This window comes from Colwellia sp. Bg11-12 (genome assembly GCF_014076955.1).
Lineage (GTDB): Bacteria > Pseudomonadota > Gammaproteobacteria > Enterobacterales > Alteromonadaceae > Colwellia_A.
Genome location: NZ_JACGUZ010000056.1, coordinates 89,451 through 108,446, shown reverse-complemented (window position 1 = coordinate 108,446; position 18,996 = coordinate 89,451). Strand labels below are relative to the sequence as shown.

19 protein-coding genes are annotated in these 18,996 nt (G+C 38.6%); 5 read left to right on the top strand and 14 right to left on the bottom strand.

The genetic code is table 11. The features are described from left to right. Positions 1-26: 26 nt before the first annotated feature. The 12 genes from H4J39_RS04835 to H4J39_RS04780 all read right to left on the bottom strand — a co-directional run bounded on the left by H4J39_RS04835 (position 27) and on the right by H4J39_RS04780 (position 13,364). A complete protein-coding gene (locus H4J39_RS04835; RefSeq protein WP_182226245.1) occupies positions 27-464 on the bottom strand; it encodes a DUF3010 family protein in 438 nt (145 codons plus the stop codon). 347 nt (positions 465-811) lie between these two features. After that, positions 812-1,573 (bottom strand): tRNA-uridine aminocarboxypropyltransferase, encoded by a 762-nt coding sequence (locus tag H4J39_RS04830; protein WP_182226244.1) that lies wholly within the window; start codon positions 1,571-1,573, stop codon positions 812-814. Positions 1,574-1,688: 115 nt separating this feature from the next. Continuing rightward, positions 1,689-2,699, bottom strand: coding sequence for a UDP-glucose 4-epimerase GalE (gene galE, locus H4J39_RS04825; RefSeq protein WP_182226243.1), 1,011 nt, complete (start codon positions 2,697-2,699; stop codon positions 1,689-1,691). 94 nt (positions 2,700-2,793) lie between these two features. After that, positions 2,794-3,768: a DHH family phosphoesterase gene (locus tag H4J39_RS04820; protein WP_182226242.1), complete on the bottom strand. Its 975-nt coding sequence runs from the start codon at positions 3,766-3,768 to the stop codon at positions 2,794-2,796. Further along, a complete protein-coding gene (gene cysC, locus H4J39_RS04815; protein WP_182226241.1) occupies positions 3,758-4,363 on the bottom strand; it encodes an adenylyl-sulfate kinase in 606 nt (201 codons plus the stop codon). The genes H4J39_RS04820 and cysC overlap by 11 nt, the downstream gene beginning before the upstream one ends. Before the next feature lie 51 nt (positions 4,364-4,414). Continuing rightward, positions 4,415-6,133 carry an SLC13 family permease gene (locus H4J39_RS04810; RefSeq protein WP_220462125.1) on the bottom strand — a complete coding sequence of 573 codons (1,719 nt, stop codon included), beginning with the start codon at positions 6,131-6,133 and terminating at the stop codon, positions 4,415-4,417. Between the two features lie 187 nt (positions 6,134-6,320). Next, positions 6,321-7,742: a sulfate adenylyltransferase subunit CysN gene (gene cysN, locus H4J39_RS04805; protein ID WP_182226239.1), complete on the bottom strand. Its 1,422-nt coding sequence runs from the start codon at positions 7,740-7,742 to the stop codon at positions 6,321-6,323. Between the two features lie 85 nt (positions 7,743-7,827). After that, positions 7,828-8,727 carry a sulfate adenylyltransferase subunit CysD gene (gene cysD / locus H4J39_RS04800; RefSeq protein WP_182181853.1) on the bottom strand — a complete coding sequence of 300 codons (900 nt, stop codon included), beginning with the start codon at positions 8,725-8,727 and terminating at the stop codon, positions 7,828-7,830. Between the two features lie 192 nt (positions 8,728-8,919). Next, positions 8,920-9,588: a GntR family transcriptional regulator gene (locus tag H4J39_RS04795; protein ID WP_182181852.1), complete on the bottom strand. Its 669-nt coding sequence runs from the start codon at positions 9,586-9,588 to the stop codon at positions 8,920-8,922. Positions 9,589-9,704: 116 nt separating this feature from the next. Then, complete coding sequence (locus H4J39_RS04790) at positions 9,705-11,240, bottom strand: aldehyde dehydrogenase (NADP(+)) (protein WP_310649715.1); 1,536 nt, start codon at positions 11,238-11,240, stop codon at positions 9,705-9,707. A 42-nt stretch (positions 11,241-11,282) separates the two neighbouring features. Then, positions 11,283-12,329: a 4-hydroxyproline epimerase gene (locus H4J39_RS04785; protein ID WP_182226238.1), complete on the bottom strand. Its 1,047-nt coding sequence runs from the start codon at positions 12,327-12,329 to the stop codon at positions 11,283-11,285. A 114-nt stretch (positions 12,330-12,443) separates the two neighbouring features. Further along, entirely contained in the window at positions 12,444-13,364 is a 921-nt protein-coding gene (locus H4J39_RS04780) for a dihydrodipicolinate synthase family protein (protein ID WP_259366509.1), read from the bottom strand. A gap of 164 nt (positions 13,365-13,528) precedes the next feature. Between H4J39_RS04780 and H4J39_RS04775 the strand changes: the two genes are divergently transcribed. The 5 genes from H4J39_RS04775 (at position 13,529) to H4J39_RS04755 (ending at position 17,479) form a co-directional block, all read left to right on the top strand. Continuing rightward, complete coding sequence (locus H4J39_RS04775; protein ID WP_182226237.1) at positions 13,529-14,812, top strand: FAD-binding oxidoreductase; 1,284 nt, start codon at positions 13,529-13,531, stop codon at positions 14,810-14,812. Between the two features lie 313 nt (positions 14,813-15,125). After that, positions 15,126-15,863 carry a DUF1538 domain-containing protein gene (locus H4J39_RS04770; protein ID WP_182226236.1) on the top strand — a complete coding sequence of 246 codons (738 nt, stop codon included), beginning with the start codon at positions 15,126-15,128 and terminating at the stop codon, positions 15,861-15,863. Next, positions 15,863-16,732, top strand: a complete 870-nt coding sequence (locus tag H4J39_RS04765) for a DUF1538 domain-containing protein (RefSeq protein ID WP_182181848.1) — start codon at positions 15,863-15,865, stop codon at positions 16,730-16,732. Before H4J39_RS04770 ends, H4J39_RS04765 begins: the two co-directional genes overlap by 1 nt. Positions 16,733-16,736: 4 nt before the next feature. After that, a complete protein-coding gene (locus H4J39_RS04760) occupies positions 16,737-17,087 on the top strand; it encodes a P-II family nitrogen regulator (protein WP_182181847.1) in 351 nt (116 codons plus the stop codon). Further along, a complete protein-coding gene (locus tag H4J39_RS04755; RefSeq protein WP_182181846.1) occupies positions 17,084-17,479 on the top strand; it encodes a CBS domain-containing protein in 396 nt (131 codons plus the stop codon). The genes H4J39_RS04760 and H4J39_RS04755 overlap by 4 nt, the downstream gene beginning before the upstream one ends. Before the next feature lie 49 nt (positions 17,480-17,528). On the opposite strand, the gene H4J39_RS04750 is transcribed toward H4J39_RS04755, so the two are convergent. Both H4J39_RS04750 and H4J39_RS04745 read right to left on the bottom strand, forming a co-directional pair. Continuing rightward, on the bottom strand, positions 17,529-17,900 hold the full coding sequence (locus H4J39_RS04750) for a hypothetical protein (RefSeq protein ID WP_182226235.1): 372 nt from the start codon (positions 17,898-17,900) through the stop codon (positions 17,529-17,531). 159 nt (positions 17,901-18,059) lie between these two features. Further along, positions 18,060-18,992 carry a hypothetical protein gene (locus H4J39_RS04745; RefSeq protein ID WP_182226234.1) on the bottom strand — a complete coding sequence of 311 codons (933 nt, stop codon included), beginning with the start codon at positions 18,990-18,992 and terminating at the stop codon, positions 18,060-18,062. Positions 18,993-18,996 lie beyond the last annotated feature (4 nt).

Genomic DNA, 18,996 nt, shown 5'->3' with positions numbered 1-18,996 from the left:
TTATTATCTTAAGCTAAAAGTAACGCTTACTTCATGTAAGGGTCACTTTCAAAAAAAGCAAAAACAGTATCAAAGGCGGGCTCTTGGTATTGCTTCAAGCCGGTATCACGAAAATCAATATCAATTTGACTTCTTACCAGTGCTTTTTTAACAAAACTACCAGCGATAATTTCTACCTGCAGCTCTTTTATTAATTGAATACACGCTTCTAATTTAAAGCCAATAGGTCCACCAGAGAATTTACCTTTTAATGCACGGCCACGGATAACAACTTTATCAACATTATAATCTTCCATCAATTTAGCAAAGGTAAATTGAAAATGTTGTACTGCTTCGGCATCACCCGCTTCTACTAAAGATATTTTTTGCACGCGTGTTTGCGGAATATCATACAAACCATTTTCACGTGACATGATACAAATAATTGCATCATTACCTTTTAATTCAACACCACATATTCTCATAAACTATACCAATTTAATTAAGTTTGTTCACACTCAGAGATTGTTAGTGGTTTGAGAACAAATAGAATTTTTTGGTATATAGTTATTCTATATAAAAGAAATTCTGAGCAGTTATCGAATTACTGACAAACTCCCGAAGGGCGAGTTTAAAAGGCTTACAGCCTGCGTTATTAATTTTGATAAGGGAATAACCATTCTCTTCAATCAATGTCTTGCCTCTAAGCCTTTTAAATCTCGCTGAGTGGAAAAAATTATTTGAATTGGTATTAACCTCATTAAATTCGCGGTCGCATTATATACCGAAACAGTTAATACCGAAACGAATTAATGACATTTGTTATATTGGATTATAGTTTTACTTTTAGTTTAATATTATTTTGCTCAGTAAAATTAAGATAGTCATCTAATGCTTGTGGATTACCTCTGTTTTTCTGACAGACACTTTTTTGATACTGAAAACTAAACATATCAAACCATTGATCTAATAATTTTGCGTTTACTGGCTCTTCTGCCATTGCTAACATTCTTGCGGCAACTTCTGCGGTAGCAAATTGATAATTCTCTTCTGCTACTCGTATTTGATAGCGAGAAGTATTCGCCGCTTCATCAAGTAAATGAGGATCAAAAGCAGCAATAGGAAACTTATTTAAATAAGGGCTTTTACGAAACATTTTCTTCGCTTCACGCCAACAACCGTCCAGCATAATAAACAATGGTCGTTTTCCTGAATGAACAGGCATTTCATTACAGAAAACTTCACGCTCAGGTTGTGCATATTGTTGAGGAAAAACAACATAAGGTTGCCATTGCTCGTCGTTTAAAATGGCTAACATTTCTTTATTTTCTTTAGTTCTTGACCAAAGAAATGCAAAGGTATCTGGCACGACATCAGCAATCAATTTACCTGTATTACTCGGTTTCAATACTTCTGTGTCATACATCAATAATAAAAAACCAGCATTACTGGTGGATTTTGGCGAATATGAACAAATACAATGAGGTTTTGCTAGACGACATAAGTCACAACGTATAACACGTTGCCCACGAGACTTGTAAGTCGTCGTGCTTAGACTCATACGATAATGATGAAGTTTATGTACAGCGTGCATAAGTGTAATTAAGACCAATTCCAACATAAAAAATAGCGGCAATTAAGGCCGCTACTTTAGTGATTTTTAGTTTGATGTGCAATGCTTAAAAACACGGTTTACTGAATAAGTTAACTTACTCAAACCCATTGGGGTTTTGTGATTGCCAGCGCCAAGTATCAGCGATCATAGTATTTAAATTGCGTGTTGCTTGCCAACCTAATAGGCTGTTTGCTAATGATGCATCAGCGTAAACAGTGCCAATATCACCCGCGCGTCGCGGTACAACTTTATAAGCGATGTTTTGACCACTAATTTTTTCAAAAGTGTTCACTATTTCTAATACCGACGTACCATTTCCCGTACCGATATTAATGGCTTTACAACCTTCTATTTTCGTTAAACTCTCTAATGCTTTAACATGACCAATCGCTAAATCTACCACATGAATATAATCGCGAACACCCGTGCCGTCTGGCGTGTCGTAATCATCACCAAACACTTGTAGTTGAGGTAAACGCCCTACTGCCACTTGTGCTACATAGGGTAATAAGTTGTTAGGAATACCGTTAGGGTTTTCACCAATAGTCCCTGATTCATGTGCGCCAATCGGGTTAAAGTAACGTAGACAGGCAATGGACCATTCGCTATCACTTTTCGCTAAATCAAACAGTACATGTTCGACCATTAATTTAGTTTGACCATAAGGGTTAGTCGCAGAGGTTGGCATAGTTTCATCTAATGGTGATGGGTTATTCTCACCATAAACCGTCGCTGAAGAACTAAAAACTAAATTTTTAACACCATGTTTAGCCATAACCTGAAATAAAGTAACAGAGCCTGAAACATTATTTTGATAGTAACTCAATGGTATTTCGTTGGACTCACCAACCGCCTTTAAGCCAGCAAAATGCACAACAGCTTCAATATCATATTCTTTGAAAACAGCATCAAGCGCAGCTTCATCACAAATATCAGCTTTAATGAAAGTGACTGTTTTGCCGGTAATTGCTTTTACGCGATCTAGCACTAATGTTGATGAATTTGATAAATTATCAACTATGATAATATCTTTATCGAGTTGAAGTAATTCAACAACAGTATGGCTACCAATATACCCTGTGCCGCCAGTGATCAATAAACTCATTTTTAGTCCTTTTATAAATAGATGCTAGATCTTGATAACATCATGCTCAAATAAATTCAGCGTGATGGGAATGACAATATTTGTCATAACAATACTATGCGTAATATTCTGACACTGTCGCGATAAACTTACCAAGTATTTCTTTAGGTAATTGGTTAATCCCTGCGGCGCCAGCACGTCCTCCTCCCGTAGGAAATTGTACACAAATATTGTCAGCACCTTGTTTATTGTTCAAAGGTGCACGTAAACTTACCGTATAAGAGGCTTGTACATTTAAGGTACCTGTTTCATTCAAGGTAATTACAGCATGGGCTTTATTAGGTGATAAGTTCGCTAGTTCATTGCCAAAAACACCACTCACCCGGCGTGACCAAGCCTCATCAGCTAGCAGTACAACTTTACAAACATCGTTGTCAGCTAATACCTCAGCTGATTGTGCTTGCGCCATATCAGCCTTATAGGCAGCCGCTAATTGAGTAAAAATAGAATCAGGTGCATTAATTAACGCTAAAGGGTCTTCAAACGCCAAACAAGCATTGAATAGATCTGTGGGTGCAATATGTAAATCGTCAACGGTACGCCCGTAGCCATTATAATTAATATAAATACCGAGCGCTTTGAGTTGTTTTTGTTGTTGTGCTGACAGACCTTGCTGCGCGGCTAGTTTCACCGCAGACTCATTCATATTGTCACCAAAGGCCGCGGTAATTGCCCAATTAGCAAATTGACCTTTGAGGTAGTCGTTCATTAATAAGCTGGTGCAGGTATTGGCATCAGTGTCTATCAACGCAGTTAATTTTTTTGATTGCGGGATATCTCCCGAGCGATGATGGTCAACATAGAAAATATCGATGTTATTTTCTAGCAACATAGCTAATGCATCGCTATTTTTTTCCATGGAAATATCAAGCACGGTAACCGATGTTGTTGCCGCAACAGGTACTTGCTTTAATAAGCTAATATCTCGCTTAACTCCCGTTATCAACGTTGATTTTTTGGGCTGGGCCAAGCGCAATTGTACTAAAGCAATAATGCCGTCTGCATCGCCATTAAAAACATCATAATGCATGAACAAAGCCTTCTGCTATGAGATGGTTGACTATTTGCTCTGCACACAGTTGAATTGATTTTTCTGCGGTTTTTACATGGATAGCTGGAGATTCAGGTATATCGTAACCTGAGCTTATCCCGGTAAAGTCTTTTATTTCACCTGCACGCGCCATTTTATAGAGGCCTTTGGGGTCGCGCTGCTCACAAACGTCAATAGGTGTATCAATAAAGACCTCAATAAATTCTCCTGGCGCCAACTTGTCAGCCGCCATTTTTCGGTCTTGTGCAAATGGAGAAATGAAAGCCGTAGACACAATAGTACCTGAGTCGATAAAAAGTTTAGCGACTTCACTGATGCGGCGAATATTTTCAACTCTGTCAGCATCACTAAAGGCTAGATCGCCATTTAAACCATGGCGAACATTGTCGCCATCAAGTAAATAAGTATGGCATCCTCGTTTGAACAACAACGCGTCAACTGCATTAGCTACTGTTGATTTTCCTGAGCCACTTAGCCCCGTATACCATAATAAACAAGGCTTCTGTTTTTTCAGCTGAGCTCGTTGTTCTTTTGTTACTTGCTGATCATGCCAAACGGTATTTTCTGTTTTCATAAAAATCCTAATTTTTTCTGTTTGTTATCCTAATTTTTTTCAAAATAACCATTAAAACGGGAAAACGATAGGTATCATCAATAACACAACAATCGAGTAAGCTATTGATACGGGTAAACCAAATTTTACAACGTCAATTAAGCGATAGTTTCCCGCATTAAAAACCATCATATTCGTTTGATAGCCATAGGGGCTGATAAAACTACCACTTGCGCCAAAAGCCACCGCCATGACAAAAGGTAGCGGGTTTACCCCTAATCCTAAGGCAATACTATAAGCGATAGGAAAAACTAGTGCCGCGGCAGCACTATTGGTTATAATTTCTGTCATTAATAACGTGATAATAAAAATACAAACCATAGCTAAATATGCACTTTTCCCCTGCAATAACAACTCTATTTGCTGTGCAAGTAACGCTGCAATACCGCTGGTTTCAAAAGCTTTAGCTAAAGTAAGTGCGCCTAAAACCACCATCCATATTTCTAAAGGAAATCGACGTTTTATTTCATTTACCGTTAAACAACCAGAGAGTACTAATATCGCGATATAAAACATCAAGCACTTTAATAACGCAACATTAGTCATAACAGAGCAAGCAATGGTGACTAAAAATCCAAAGACAGTTAATGAGTCACGCCACCCTGAGAGCATATTGTCAGGTTTGTGACCAGAAAGAATAAAAAAGTTTTTTGATAAATTCGTGCGAGCACTAAAGTCATTACCAACAGCTAATACTAAAAAATCGCCAGACTGTATTGTAATGTCGCCTAACTTGCCTGATAGTTGAGTGCCTTCACGGCGTATCGCCACTACAGCCGCATCAAAACGAGCACGAAAGCCCGCTTTTTTTAGGTTTTTACCGATAACAGCAGAATCAGGTTTAATTAACACTTCAGTAAGGTTGTCACGCAACAGACCGTCTTTTTCAGCAAATAAGGTTAAGCCGTCAAATTGCTGTAGCGTCAATACTTTAGATATATCGCCAGTAAAAATAAGCTTGTCACTTGCTTGAATAATTTCATCCGGGCAAACAGGCGAAATTAATCGTCCGCCACGCACTATTTCTGCAAGGAATAACGAATCTAAATTTCTTAGCCCGTTACCTTCAATAGTGATACCCACAAGTTTTGAAGATTGAGAGACTTCCGCTTCAAGAAGATATTGGTCAGCAGAAAATGTTGCGACGCCAAGGTTTGGTAATAAGTGTTGCGTTGCAAGAATAACCAGTAAACAAATAACAAAAGCACTAAAGCCAATTAAGGTAAAATCAAAAAAACCTAGGCTGTTAGCGCCTTGTTCAATAAAGAGCGAATTTACAATAAGGTTAGTTGATGTGCCCACTAAGGTTAACGTACCGCCCAGTATTGCGGCATAGGAAACGGGTAACAGTAGTTTACTGGGCTTAATTAGGGTGTTTTTTTTGATGGTTGAAATGAGTGTCGCAACCACAGCGGTATTATTCATTAATGCCGAAGCGAAGGCGGTGCAAAGCAAGGTTTTAAACGTTGATTTAAAGGGAGAACCTTTAATCATAATAACTGATATACGACGCAAAACGCTGGTACGTTCAAACGCAAACGAACAAAGAACCAGTAACACTAGAGTCACTAAGCCGGGGTTAACCACATTGTTGAGTACAACGTCCGCAGAAACTAAACCCGTTGCTAAACAAGCAAGTAATGATACCGCAAAAACCTTTTCAGGTGTTTGTTGATACTTTATCAATCCAATAAAGGTTGCGATAAAGATCAATAACATCAACCACTGCATCGTTAACACACGTTTTCCTTTTTGATTAACTGACTATGTTATTAACACAAGATGCTGATACTGAAACCGTCATGCTGAATTTACCGATACAAATACAGGTAATTAGGTTTATTGCAAAACAATAAACCTGTTTTTCAGTATCAGCATGACTAGGCCGCTGATCGTTTATTTACTGAAATACTCGTGATTATCCTTTAAGAATATCTCGAGCGCCCCAATGTGGAAAGTGCTTACGAACCAAGGTATTGAATTCAAGTTCAAAGGCTGAGTAATTCTCTTGATTTTCATCATCTACCGCTTTGGTTATCATACCTGCCCCGACCGTTAGGTTGCTTAAACGGTCAATAATAATGAAAGCCCCTGAAGATTTATTATCGTCATAAGCATCAAAATGTAATGCTTGTGCAACTTCAAAATTTACCGACCCAATTTCATTTAATGCCAATTGTGACGTTGGCGATCGCTCCATGGTATTAACGTCAAACTTATGTTCAAAACTAATCGCATGACCTGTGGTCATTTTACTGCCGTGTTTGATATAAAATTCACGACCCACTTCTAATTCATCTTCATGCATCCAAACAACATTAGCATTCAATTGCTTATTAGAAATAGGTAAGCTGCCTTTCTTTACGATGAGCTCGCCACGACTAATATCGATTTCATCGGTCAGTGTTAATGTAACGGCTTGGCCTTTATCAGCACGTTCAAACTCACCATCAAACGTGACAATAGATTTAACCGTACTTTCTTTACCTGACGGTAGAGCAACAATTGCATCACCAACACGAATATGTCCAGAGCCAACCGTGCCAGCAAAACCGCGGAAGTTTAAGTTAGGACGATTAACATATTGAACTTGGAATCTAAATTGAGTAAAGCTGTCGTCTTGATCGACATTAATCGTATTTAATAACTTCATTAAAGTCGCGCCCGGATACCAAGGCATATTAGCGCTTTCTTCAACCACGTTATCACCATTTAACGCAGAAATAGGCACAAAACGGACGTCTGAAAAATTTAAATCGTCAGCAAATTCACGATATTCTTTTTTAATCGCTTGATAACGCTCTTGACTATAGTCAACCAAGTCCATTTTATTGACCGCAACTAAAACGTGTTTAACACCAAGTAGTGAACAAATAAATGAATGACGACGGGTTTGTACTTGTACGCCATATCGAGCATCAATCAAAATAATGGCTAAATCACACGTTGATGCACCTGTTGCCATATTACGCGTATATTGTTCATGGCCAGGAGTATCTGCAATAATGAATTTACGCTTTTCGGTAGCGAAGTATCGATAAGCCACATCAATGGTAATACCCTGCTCGCGTTCAGATTGTAAGCCATCAACAAGTAAGGCTAAGTCAATTGCTTCACCGGTAGTACCTGATTTTTTACTGTCGTTTTCAATCGCTGCAAGTTGATCTTCAAAGATCATTTTTGAGTCATGCAGTAAACGGCCAATTAGCGTGCTTTTTCCGTCGTCAACACTGCCACAGGTAAAAAAACGTAACATTTCTTTGTTTTCATGTTTTTTTAAATACGACTCAATATCGGTTTCTAATAAATCAGTTTCGGCGAAGTCTGTTTGTTGACTCATGGTTCTTCCTATAAAATTCTGTTTTATTGCTTATATTACTGACAAGCAAATTTAAAATGTTGTGAAAAAGGTTGTATAAGTTGGCTTAAAAATAACCTTCCATTTTTTTCTTTTCCATAGAGCCTGATGAATCGTGGTCGATCACTCGGCCTTGACGTTCAGACGTTTTGGTTAATAACATTTCTTGAATAATTTCTGGTAACGTCGTCGCCGTTGATTCAACCGCGCCTGTTAATGGGTAACAACCAAGCGTTCTAAAACGAACACTTTTCATCATTACTTCTTCGCCGTCTTCAATAGGCATACGGTCGTCGTCAACCATTATTAAGGTACCGTCACGTTCAACGACAGGGCGTTTCTCAGCTAAATAAAGTGGCACAATTTTAATACCTTCAAGGTAGATATATTGCCAAATATCAAGCTCTGTCCAATTAGATAATGGAAAGACACGAATGCTTTCACCTTTGTTTACTTTGCCGTTATAAACATTCCATAATTCTGGACGTTGGCTTTTTGGATCCCAGCGATGATTTTTATCACGAAATGAGTAAACACGTTCTTTAGCGCGAGATTTTTCTTCATCGCGACGTGCTCCACCAAAAGCGGCATCAAATCCATATTGGTTAAGCGCTTGCTTTAAACCTTGTGTTTTCATGATGTCGGTATGTTTTGCACTGCCATGTGTAAATGGCCCCACCCCCATTGCAACACCTTCAGGATTTTTATGAACAAGTAATTCAAAGCCATGCTCTTTCGCCATTTCATCACGAAATGCGATCATTTCTTTGAATTTCCAACCAGTATCTACGTGTAATAATGGGAAAGGAATTTTACCCGGAGCAAAAGCTTTCCGGGCTAAATGGAGTAAAACAGCAGAGTCTTTACCAACTGAATAAAGCATGACAGGGTTGTCAAACTCAGCGGCGACTTCTCGCATTATGTGAATAGATTCAGCTTCAAGCTTTTGTAAGTGAGTTAAGTTCATGGTGTTTACCGACTTTCATAACAATATAATGTTAAGAATAATGCCATAGTCGGCAAACAGTTTCCATATAAGAAAAAGCTTTAATATAACCAAAAAGAATAAAGAAAAGGAGAGCCGTTAGGTTTATGCTATAACCCTATAGTAGGTACAAACAATAAACTTCACTACTTATTTGATTTTCTTAAGTAAAAATTATCCCTCTGCGAGTTCACGCGCACAAAGAAAAGCTTTTATTTCATCACGAGAACCTAAAATATGTTGCTTCAACAAAGCCACAGACTTTTCAACATTGCGCGCTTTACATAAATCGAGTAGTTCATTGTGCTCTGATTCTGCTTTTGAAATACCGCCTGCCCATAATAAATGCATGCGAATATAACGGTCAGCATTTTTATTTAAGGTATTGACTAAATCTTGAGTTTGCGGACGATTAGCCCCTGAATATAAACAATTATGGTAATCAGAATTTAATTCACTCCAAGTATTCGCCGCATTCTCTTTACCAAGCGCTTTATCTAATTTTGCCAAAATATCAGTAGCTTCTGCTAACTTTTCATTACTAAGATTAGGAATTGATGAGGCTAATAAATCACCTTCCAGCATAGCTCTTAATTCAAATAGTTCATCAACCTGACTCGCATTCAGCTCTGTAGCTGTAGCACCTTTATGCGGTTCAAAAGAGACTAAACCTTCAGCTTCGAGTTGTAATAGCGCTTCACGTACCGGTATACGGCTAACATTTAATTCTTCTGCTAATGCCGCTTGGCGTAAAGGTTGACCTGCTTGAATTTCGCCACTTAGTATTTTCTCTCTAAGGGTTTCAACAACTAACTGAGTTCGGGTTTTGTAAACAATGGTCATAAAGTACTTCTCTTGAAAGTGTGCTGACATTATAAGGGTTTATCAGCTAAAAAAAAGCGGCTAATAAATATTAGCCGCTTATTCTTATTATCAATGAAAGTTATAACTTTAAAAGCTTACCTTTTCAATAACGAAGGTAAGAGCTCATTGGGCATATTTTGATAGCAAATAGGGCGTTGAAAGCGCTTAATCGCTTCGCTTCCCACCGATGTCGTTCTTATTTGAGTTGAGGCAGGGAATGGTCCTCCGTGATTCATAGCGGCACAAACTTCAACACCCGTAGGCATTTGATTATAAATTAAACGCCCCACTTTATGAGCAGCGGCTAAAGCAACGCGTTGTGCTACTTGCAAATCTTTTTCACTTGCATGAATACTGGCGGTTAGGTTACCTTTTAATAGAGAAATAAATTCCATCAATTCACCGTGGCTTTTACAGCGTACAATAAGCGCTGATGACCCAAAAACTTCTTCATGTAATGTTTGATTAGCTTTAAAGGTGGTTAAATCGGTAGCGAATAATACCGCACGACAAAAGTGCGCTTGCTCGGGTTCTGCCACTTGGCCTTGTGCTAAACATTCAACACCCGTGAGGCTTTGCCATTGACTGACAGTATGATTATATGACGCTGCGATTGCTGGCGTTAACATAACCCCGGCTTTTGTTTCACTGATCGCTTGTGCCGCCGACTTTTCAAACATTTGGGTATTTTTATCCGTCACATAAGCCCAAATCCCCGGGCTAGTGCAAAATTGTCCTTGTGCCATCATTAATGATGCAACCAGCGCTTGTGCAAGTTCCGTTGCTTCGTTAGCTAATTTATCTTCTAAAATAAATTGTGGATTGACACTACCAAGCTCACCATAAAATGGAATTGGCTCAGCCCGTTCATTAATTTGACGTTGTAAAATCATCCCAACACGTTCAGAGCCAGTAAAACCGACGGCCTTAATTAACGGATGCGTAACTATTTGGCTAGAGATCGCGTAGTTCTTCCCTTGGATCAATGAAAATACGCCAGCATCTATGCCACATACTTCAATCGCTTTACTGATCGCTTGTGCCACAAGTTCAGCAGTACCTGGGTGCGCTGCATGAGCCTTCATGATGACTGGGCAGCCTGCTGCTAATGCAGAAGCGGTATCGCCACCAGCCGTAGAGAAAGCCAATGGAAAGTTGCTCGCCGCAAATACTGCTACAGTACCCAATGGTAAGTAACCTAAACGCGTGTCTGATTTTGGTAAAGGTGTGCGATTTTCATCAGCTAAATCTACCACCGGCAGATATTCACCACTTTCAAGTAAGTCAGCAAACAGCCCTAGTTGACCTATAGTACGACCTCGCTCGCCTTGAATACGCATAGCAGGTAAGCCTGTTTCAGCACAAGCTATGTCAACTAAATCATCACCAAGTGCAAGAATTTGTTCACCTATTGTGCGTAAGAAAATAGCTCTTTTTTCTGCACTTAACTGGCTGTAAAACACAAAGGCTTGATTGGCTTTACTAATGGCTTGTTCAATTTCTTGTTCACTAGCATCGGCAAACTTTTCATGCATTGTTTGATTAGTAATAGCATTCATTGCTGAGAAACCATTGCTTGTATCGCCTGACCATTCGCCCGCGATTAAATTTTTTCCGGTTATATTCATCATTCACTCCTACTTAAATTTGTATTTTAATTTTTATCAATCGAATTAGGTGACAGCGAAACCGAATGCATAAGGGTCATCATCATCAATAGTGATACAGTTTTTTCCAAAAACTTTTGCCCAGCCTTCAATGCTAGGCTTTATCGCTGTTATTTTTCCATTTATCCCTGCAGGATTTCCTCTATCACAATTAAGGGTAACCACTTGTTCAATTTTCCCAACAAACTGACTACCGATATAGCTTTCGTGGATAAAGGTATCACCTAAGCTAAGCTTACCTTTCGCAAAAAGCTGAGCCATACGTGCACTGGTACCCGTTCCACAAGGTGACCTATCTATTGCCTTATCGCCATAAAATACCGCATTTGCACCATTTGAATTATGATGTTTCGGTTTCCCTGTCCACAGCACATGCGTCACACCATTAACGCTCGCGTCTTCTGGATGCACACAAAATACGGTTTCACTAGCTGCCGCTCGAACGATTGGGCTCCAATGAAGAATTTCATTTGAACTCCATTGGTCAATACCTGGGAAATTTTCTTGAGGTTCAACAATCACATAATAATTGCCACCATAAGAGACATCGACAATTAAGGGTCCTAAACCTTCAATAATAAGCTCAATATTTTGATGTGCTAAATAAGCAGCAACGTTATAAATTTTTACAGCAGTAACACCATTGCTCACCTTCGAATTTTTTTGCGTGTATTCAACTTTAATCTGCCCTGCAGGCACATCTAACGTTAACTTACCTTTCTGCTTAGGTGTGATTAAACCATTCTCAATGGCCGCAGTAACGGTGCCAATAGTGCCGTGACCACACATAGGTAAACAACCCGAGGTTTCGATAAACAAAATACTGGCATCGGCATTTTCACTACAGGGTGGATAAAGGAATGAACCTGACATCATGTCGTGACCACGAGGTTCGAACATTAAACTTTTCCGTATCCAATCGTGATTTTCTAAAAAATCTTGTCGCATTTCACTCATGGTTAACCCTTTTAAATCTGGGTGACCGCTAGTAACTAACCGAACAGGGTTACCGCAGGCATGAGCGTCGATACAAAAAAAGGTGCCTTTGATCATCTTTTTTTTACCTTTGTTTTTGTGCTATAAATTTTATATAAATTGTAAGGCCAAAACCCCACGTTCAAGTATAGGGCTTGTCAGTGAGGCTCTAGCCTTAACAATTAAAGACGATTAATCTAGATTAAACGTTGATAAATCAAGTCGCGTTGCTAATGCATCGTTGTATAACTTCTCAACTCTTGCTCGCTCTTCACCCGCAAGCGGTAAACGAGGTGCACGAACAACTTCACTGCCACGTCCGGCTAGTTGCTCGCAAAATTTAATACATTGAACAAGTGTTGGTATTGTGTCTAAGCGCAATAATGGCAGGAACCAACGCCAAATTTCTAACGCCTCTTTATAGCGACCTTGTTGTGCTAACTTATATATAGCAACAGATTCTTGTGGAAAAACGTTAGTTAAACCAGAGATCCAACCCGTACAGCCAAGCATTAAGCTTTCAAGGGCAATATCATCAACACCACCGAACACGATAAAACGATCATCAAATTCAGCATATAATTCAGAAATACGGCGAGTATCTTCTGTCGCTTCTTTTACAGAAACAATCGTTGGCTCATTGGCTAAAACCGCCATGCCTTCTATAGAAACATCTACGCCGTAAGTAATAGGATTGTTGTAAATCATCAGAGGTAAACCACAATTACGGGCAATTTGCTGATAGTGATGAATGGCTTCGCGTTCGCTCGAACGATATACCATCCCCGGAAGTACCATGAGTCCGTCAATGCCCACTTCTTCACACATTTGACAATATTCAATAGCAAATTTTGTTGTTGTTTCAGCAACGCCAGAAAGTACTGGCACTCGACCCGCAACAATACTTTTGACCGCTTCAAGAATTTCACGCTTTTCAGTTTGGGTGTGCGAACAATTTTCGCCAACGGTGCCTAAAGCGATAATACCGTGAACACCTTCTTTAATTAAACTATCAACCATATTCTTAGTGGCTTCAAAGTTAATCGACATATCGTCAAAATATTGTGTTGTTACTGCTGGATATACACCTTGCCAATTAATTTTTTTCATCATTTTTACTCGCTACTTTACAAGTTTCTTTACTTATTGCTGACGATACTCTGCTTCAAAAGAGCGTAAAGCTGGCTTTTAGAATATACAGAGTATCAGTGGATTAACATCAGTATATTGTATACAATATTTAATATTCCACAAGTGTAATTTTCTAAGTGATAAAAATGACAATAATAAAAGTAGATAACTCAGTAATAAACATCGCCGTAATTGGTGCTGGCATTATTGGTATTAACTGTGCACTTGAACTGCAGTCATTGGGCTTTCAGGTCACCCTTATTGATAAATTAGGTATTGGTGAAGGTTGCTCAAAAGCAAACGCGGGACACTTTGCTACAGAGCAAGTATTTCCTTTGGCTGAACCAAGCTTGCTATGGCAGTTTCCTAAGTTACTCCTTAATCCTCTAGGGCCTATTTCTTTATCTGCTATTTATTTACCAAAAGCCCTGCCTTGGTTTGGCCAATTTATAATTAATATGTTACCCGGTAAACGTGCCTCAAATAGTGAAGCATTAAAAGCACTGAACAAAAATGCGATTAATTATTACCGACCACTCTTAAAGGAAGCTGAAGCTGAAAACTTACTGACTTTAAAAGGCAGCTTGCTGGTCTTTGAGAAAAGTTCAAGTAAAAAAATTGAACGCCAATTTATACGTTATAAAAATGCAGGCATTGACGTATTATTACTCGACCGCCAGCAGACTTTGCTATTAGAGCCCTGTTTGAGTGAGAATATTTATGGTTCATTATATTTCACCGAAGTGGGACACAGTGTTGATCCTTTCGCCATTTGTACAAAGCTTGCAGCACTTGCGTTTAAAAAGGGATGTGTATTTTATCAAGGTGAAGTTTTGGACATTAACTATAGCACTGTGGGTGCAAGCCTCATCACGACAAAGGGGACATTACAATTTGACCAGGTTGTTATTGCTAGTGGAGCATGGTCGAAGAATCTTCTAAAGACGTTAGGATATCATTTACCAATAGAAGCAGAGCGCGGTTACAGCTTAGATTTACCGATAGGGACGAAAGTACATAAATTGTCGCGTCCTGTTGCTTCTGCTGAACGTAAATTTATTATAACGCCAATGGCACATGGTTTACGTTTAGCAGGCACTGTTGAATATGCAGGGCTGAATAAAAGCGCAAACATGAAACGAGCCGATATGTTATTTAAAAATGCCGAACAGGTACTTAACATTTTACCCAAATATAACCCACAAAAAGCAAAGTCTACAACGAAGTGGATGGGACATAGACCTTCAATGCCCGATTCACTTCCTGTTATTGGCCAAGCACCAAACCATGAAAATATCTACTTTGCTTTAGGGCATCAGCACTTGGGGTTAACCCAAGGCGCAATTACGGGTAAGATCATTGGCCAATTAGTTAGCAAGAAAGAAACCGATATCGATATTCGCCCTTTTTGTATAAGTCGCTTTAATTAATATAAAGCAACGTACTCATCAATACCTCTAATACGCGTTAACAATAATTGTCTGCTAGTATTGAGGTTGTCGTTAAAATATAAAGAAACGCGAGCAATTTTTTCAGCTTAATTTGCTCCCTCGATAGGTCACTTTTTGTGTAGGGATATCCTTCGATAACGTTTCAATTTAATTACATCCAAATTTCCTCTTTGATGACATTCATCAGTTGTCTTTTGCTTAAATTCAAATAAAACAATTAGTTTGATTCAAAACAAAGTAATTACGCTCACATTTCCTATAATACGATCAACAGGGAATCACACTCATTTTTATGAACCGACAATTTTTAGTTTTCTTAAAGGCATTACTCGGTAGCTGTAAAGATTTACTGCCCATTATTTTAGTGATCGCTTTTTTTCAATTTGCTGTTCTTCAGCAACCTATGCCAAATATTGGCGATATTTTAGTGGGCTTAGCCCTCGTTGTTCTCGGATTAACTTTTTTTATTTACGGCTTAGAAATGGGCTTATTCCCTATTGGCGAATCAATGGCACAAGCTTTTGCGAAAAAAGGCAGTATTAGCTGGCTACTTACTTTCGCTTTTTGCTTAGGTTTTGGCACTACAGTAGCTGAACCGGCACTCATTGCGGTAGCGAAAGAAGCAGCAAGTGTTGCGGCTTCAGGAGGCATAATTAGTGATACTTTAGCCGCACAACTTTCTTATGCTAACGGGTTACGTTTTACTGTCGCTTTTGCCGTTGGTCTTGCCATTGTGATTGGTGTTTTACGTATTATTCGTGGTTGGCCAATTCAATACTTAATTTTAGGAGGCTATGTGCTTGTTGTGTTGATGACAATGATCGCCCCACATTGGATTATAGGTATTGCATATGATTCAGGCGGTGTTACTACATCAACGATTACGGTTCCCTTAGTAACAGCATTAGGTGTCGGCTTAGCATCAGCCATAAAAGGCCGAAACCCGATGATTGATGGTTTTGGTTTAATAGCACTCGCTTCATTAACGCCGATGATCTTTGTGATGATTTATGGCATGGTGATCAGTTAATGGCTTTACTCCTTGAGTTTTTAACAACCTTAAAAAATACCGTTATTGACGTACTGCCCATACTGTCTATTATTTTAGGCTTTCAGCTATTAGTTATCCGCAAACCTATTCCTCATATTAAGCAAGTTGGTTTTGGCTTTATCTATGTTTTGATAGGCTTAGCCTTGTTCTTACTTGGCTTAGAAAAAGCACTGTTTCCTTTAGGAAAAATGATGGCGAAGCAACTAACCGCGCCAGAGTTTATTCATGCCGGCGAGCAAGTATTAACAAATGTTCATTGGTCTGATTACACGTGGGTTTATATTTTTGCTGCCGCGATAGGCTTTAGTACCACCATTGCTGAACCTTCATTGATTGCTGTGGCAATAAAGGCAGAAGAAGTTTCAGGTGGCGCTATTAACGCCAATAATTTACGCATATCTGTCGCTATTGGTGTGGCTATAGGTATCGCACTGGGTAGTTATCGAATAGTCGTGGGTCATCCAATTCACTACTACATTATCTCTGGATATGTAGTGGTGGTGATTCAGACTTTTTTCTGTCCTAAATTAATTGTACCTCTCGCTTATGACTCTGGCGGTGTAACAACATCAACAGTTACTGTGCCTTTAGTCGCTGCTTTAGGTTTAGGCTTAGCGAGTACGATTCCTGGAAGAAGCCCTTTAATCGACGGCTTTGGATTAATCGCTTTTGCCAGCTTATTCCCTATAATTGCCGTTATGGCTTACGCACAATTAACTCAAGCTAAAGCACGCCAAGCTGAACGTTACGGTGAAAAAAGAAAACGTATTAAAATTAATAAACGAAGTTTACAACCCAAAAAACAAGAGTCCTCAAAAAATCCTATACAAGATAAGAAAAACAGGTGATCACATGCAATTTAAACTAATTGTCGCATTTGTTGACGACGGTGTAACAGACGATGTAATGAAAGGCGCAAGAATGGCTGGAGCCACGGGCGCAACAATAATAAATAATGCCAGAGGGGAAGGTATAAAACGCCAACGCACCTTTTTTGGTATGCAACTTGAGTCGCAAAGAGATGTATTACTCTTTGTTGTTGAAGAGCACTTATCAAGAAAAATTCTTGAACGTATCAGTAAAATTGCCGGCTTTGACAAAGACCCTGGCAAAGGTATTGCTATTCAATTGAATGTAGAAGATGCCGTAGGTGTTGCTCATCAAGTAGAGCGCTTAAAAGGTAAAGTTGAGGAAGAGCTATGAACCATAAGTTAGTGCAAGTTAAAGATGCGATGACAACCAACAATTATGAATTTGCTGATGGGATGATGACCGTTGCTGAAGGTATTACGTTAGCAAAAAATAATAACGTTAGTGCCTTAATCATCAATAAACGTAATCCTCAAGATGAATACGGCTTAGTGATGCTTGCTGACATAGCTAAAGAAGTTTTAGCAAAAGACCGTTCACCCGATCGGGTAAACTTATATGAAATAATGGCAAAGCCTATGTTGAGTGTTAACCCTAATATGGACGTACGGTATTGCGCCAGATTATTTGAACGCTTTAGTATTCATTTAGCCCCTGTCGTTGAAGACAATGAAATTATTGGTATGGTTGACTACATTAATATGGTTTTTAGCCAAGCTCAATAGTACTTAAGGCATAAAGTCTACAGGGGGGGTGCTTTAGACTTTATGTTGATTATAATTTATTCTTTTTTGAAAATAATCTAGGCGTCTGAAAAGAAAAATAAGCCGTGATAAAAAACACTCCCATAACAATGAGTGTTCCCATATCTCCTTGGTAAGGTGATAGAAAATCAAAATAAAACAAAGCATTTTCTAATAAACCAACGCCAATACCCATGATGAGTAAAACCGCTGCACTAGACTTTCCTTTAGCTCCGATGAGTTTAGCCAACAAATAACCTAATACGGGTATAAAAGACCAAATTAAAAAAATGACGATTGAAAATATGAGTGCTGATAATGCAAGGTGTTGCTGCGACAATACAGTAATGACTGAATAAAGTTTTACCAAAGCGTAACCCATATATAAATACAAAAATAACATGATGCGCTTCCAAATAATGATAACACGATTATTTTACACCTTTTATTAAAAGATAAACTTAACCTAGAACAAAAAAAATACCACTTTACTAAAATAGTGAAGTGGCAAAATATAGCTTATATACTAGAGGTATCGCTAATAAACTTTTTGGGCTTAATATTAAAATTGATAATTTTGACTTTTTTGCGTTAATTTAGAAACTGTAATTTTATCTGCAGAGCAGTCACTGATATCATTTTTAGTAAACACTAGAATACTGTCTTTGTAACGACGGCCATCCTTTTCACCCGCCGACTTTAGAATAATACTAACATGTTCATTTTTAGGTAATGCATTTAAACCATTACCGTACAAACAAAGTGTCTCTGTTAAAGAGGTTTTCAAGCCTTGATAATAAACACCACGTGCTTTTTCTTGTTCAACTTGTTGAGCTTGTTGCTTCTTCTGTAATTTGTCACTTTTGGCTTTGAATGCTTTTTCGTCCAAAGCAAGTTTAGCTGCTTGTTGATTAAGCGCTGCAAGTTCAGACTTCAGCTCTTTCTTATTTTTGTCATCAGCTCTACGTAATTTATATTCAATATCACGTTTTTCTCGCGCCATATCTCTTAATTCATAAGACAAGTCTCGTTGCTCATCACGCAATTCTCGATAGCCCTCACGATTATGTTCAAACGATTCCATTGCATGTTCGTATGCCTCAGATGCTTCTTCCATGGTGCGGGCAACAGATTTATTCATTTGATTTTCAAATTCAATATCGTTATTCGAACTTCTACTTGGAACCACTGGTGCAATAGGTGCTACGGGGAAATCTGGCATGGCGAAATTAAAATTATAATTCCCCCAGTGATTATTACCTGAGCTCGAATTAATCGTAAAAACTATCCCCTGTCCTTTTAAATAAGTGCTTTCGATACCTGTTATTCTTGACCCTTTTCGGCTTTCTTGAGTACTCACTGACGATTTTATAATATTACTCATAATATCCAGTTGCTTGTGCATTCCGGCATACTGATTATTGTCTGCAGCTGTTACGGTAGTAACAGTTAAAGCAAATAAAGCACAAGGGATAAATGTTGTTAATTTTTTCATGGTC

Bases quoted from the DNA above. Each gene is read 5' to 3' on its own strand.
- H4J39_RS04795 (WP_182181852.1), bottom strand. From the start codon at position 9,588: ATGACCATTGTTTACAAAACCCGAACTCAGTTAGTTGTTGAAACCCTT.
- H4J39_RS04745 (WP_182226234.1), bottom strand. From the start codon at position 18,992: ATGAAAAAATTAACAACATTTATCCCTTGTGCTTTATTTGCTTTAACT.
- H4J39_RS04785 (WP_182226238.1), bottom strand. From the start codon at position 12,329: ATGATCAAAGGCACCTTTTTTTGTATCGACGCTCATGCCTGCGGTAAC.
- H4J39_RS04775 (WP_182226237.1), top strand. From the start codon at position 13,529: ATGACAATAATAAAAGTAGATAACTCAGTAATAAACATCGCCGTAATT.
- H4J39_RS04755 (WP_182181846.1), top strand. From the start codon at position 17,084: ATGAACCATAAGTTAGTGCAAGTTAAAGATGCGATGACAACCAACAAT.
- H4J39_RS04820 (WP_182226242.1), bottom strand. From the start codon at position 3,768: ATGCATTATGATGTTTTTAATGGCGATGCAGACGGCATTATTGCTTTA.
- H4J39_RS04760 (WP_182181847.1), top strand. From the start codon at position 16,737: ATGCAATTTAAACTAATTGTCGCATTTGTTGACGACGGTGTAACAGAC.
- H4J39_RS04765 (WP_182181848.1), top strand. From the start codon at position 15,863: ATGGCTTTACTCCTTGAGTTTTTAACAACCTTAAAAAATACCGTTATT.
- H4J39_RS04780 (WP_259366509.1), bottom strand. From the start codon at position 13,364: ATGATGAAAAAAATTAATTGGCAAGGTGTATATCCAGCAGTAACAACA.
- galE (WP_182226243.1), bottom strand. From the start codon at position 2,699: ATGAGTTTATTGATCACTGGCGGCACAGGGTATATTGGTAGCCATACT.
- H4J39_RS04790 (WP_310649715.1), bottom strand. From the start codon at position 11,240: ATGATGAATATAACCGGAAAAAATTTAATCGCGGGCGAATGGTCAGGC.
- H4J39_RS04750 (WP_182226235.1), bottom strand. From the start codon at position 17,900: ATGTTATTTTTGTATTTATATATGGGTTACGCTTTGGTAAAACTTTAT.
- H4J39_RS04830 (WP_182226244.1), bottom strand. From the start codon at position 1,573: ATGCACGCTGTACATAAACTTCATCATTATCGTATGAGTCTAAGCACG.
- H4J39_RS04810 (WP_220462125.1), bottom strand. From the start codon at position 6,133: ATGCAGTGGTTGATGTTATTGATCTTTATCGCAACCTTTATTGGATTG.
- H4J39_RS04770 (WP_182226236.1), top strand. From the start codon at position 15,126: ATGAACCGACAATTTTTAGTTTTCTTAAAGGCATTACTCGGTAGCTGT.
- cysD (WP_182181853.1), bottom strand. From the start codon at position 8,727: ATGAACTTAACTCACTTACAAAAGCTTGAAGCTGAATCTATTCACATA.
- cysN (WP_182226239.1), bottom strand. From the start codon at position 7,742: ATGAGTCAACAAACAGACTTCGCCGAAACTGATTTATTAGAAACCGAT.
- H4J39_RS04835 (WP_182226245.1), bottom strand. From the start codon at position 464: ATGAGAATATGTGGTGTTGAATTAAAAGGTAATGATGCAATTATTTGT.
- cysC (WP_182226241.1), bottom strand. From the start codon at position 4,363: ATGAAAACAGAAAATACCGTTTGGCATGATCAGCAAGTAACAAAAGAA.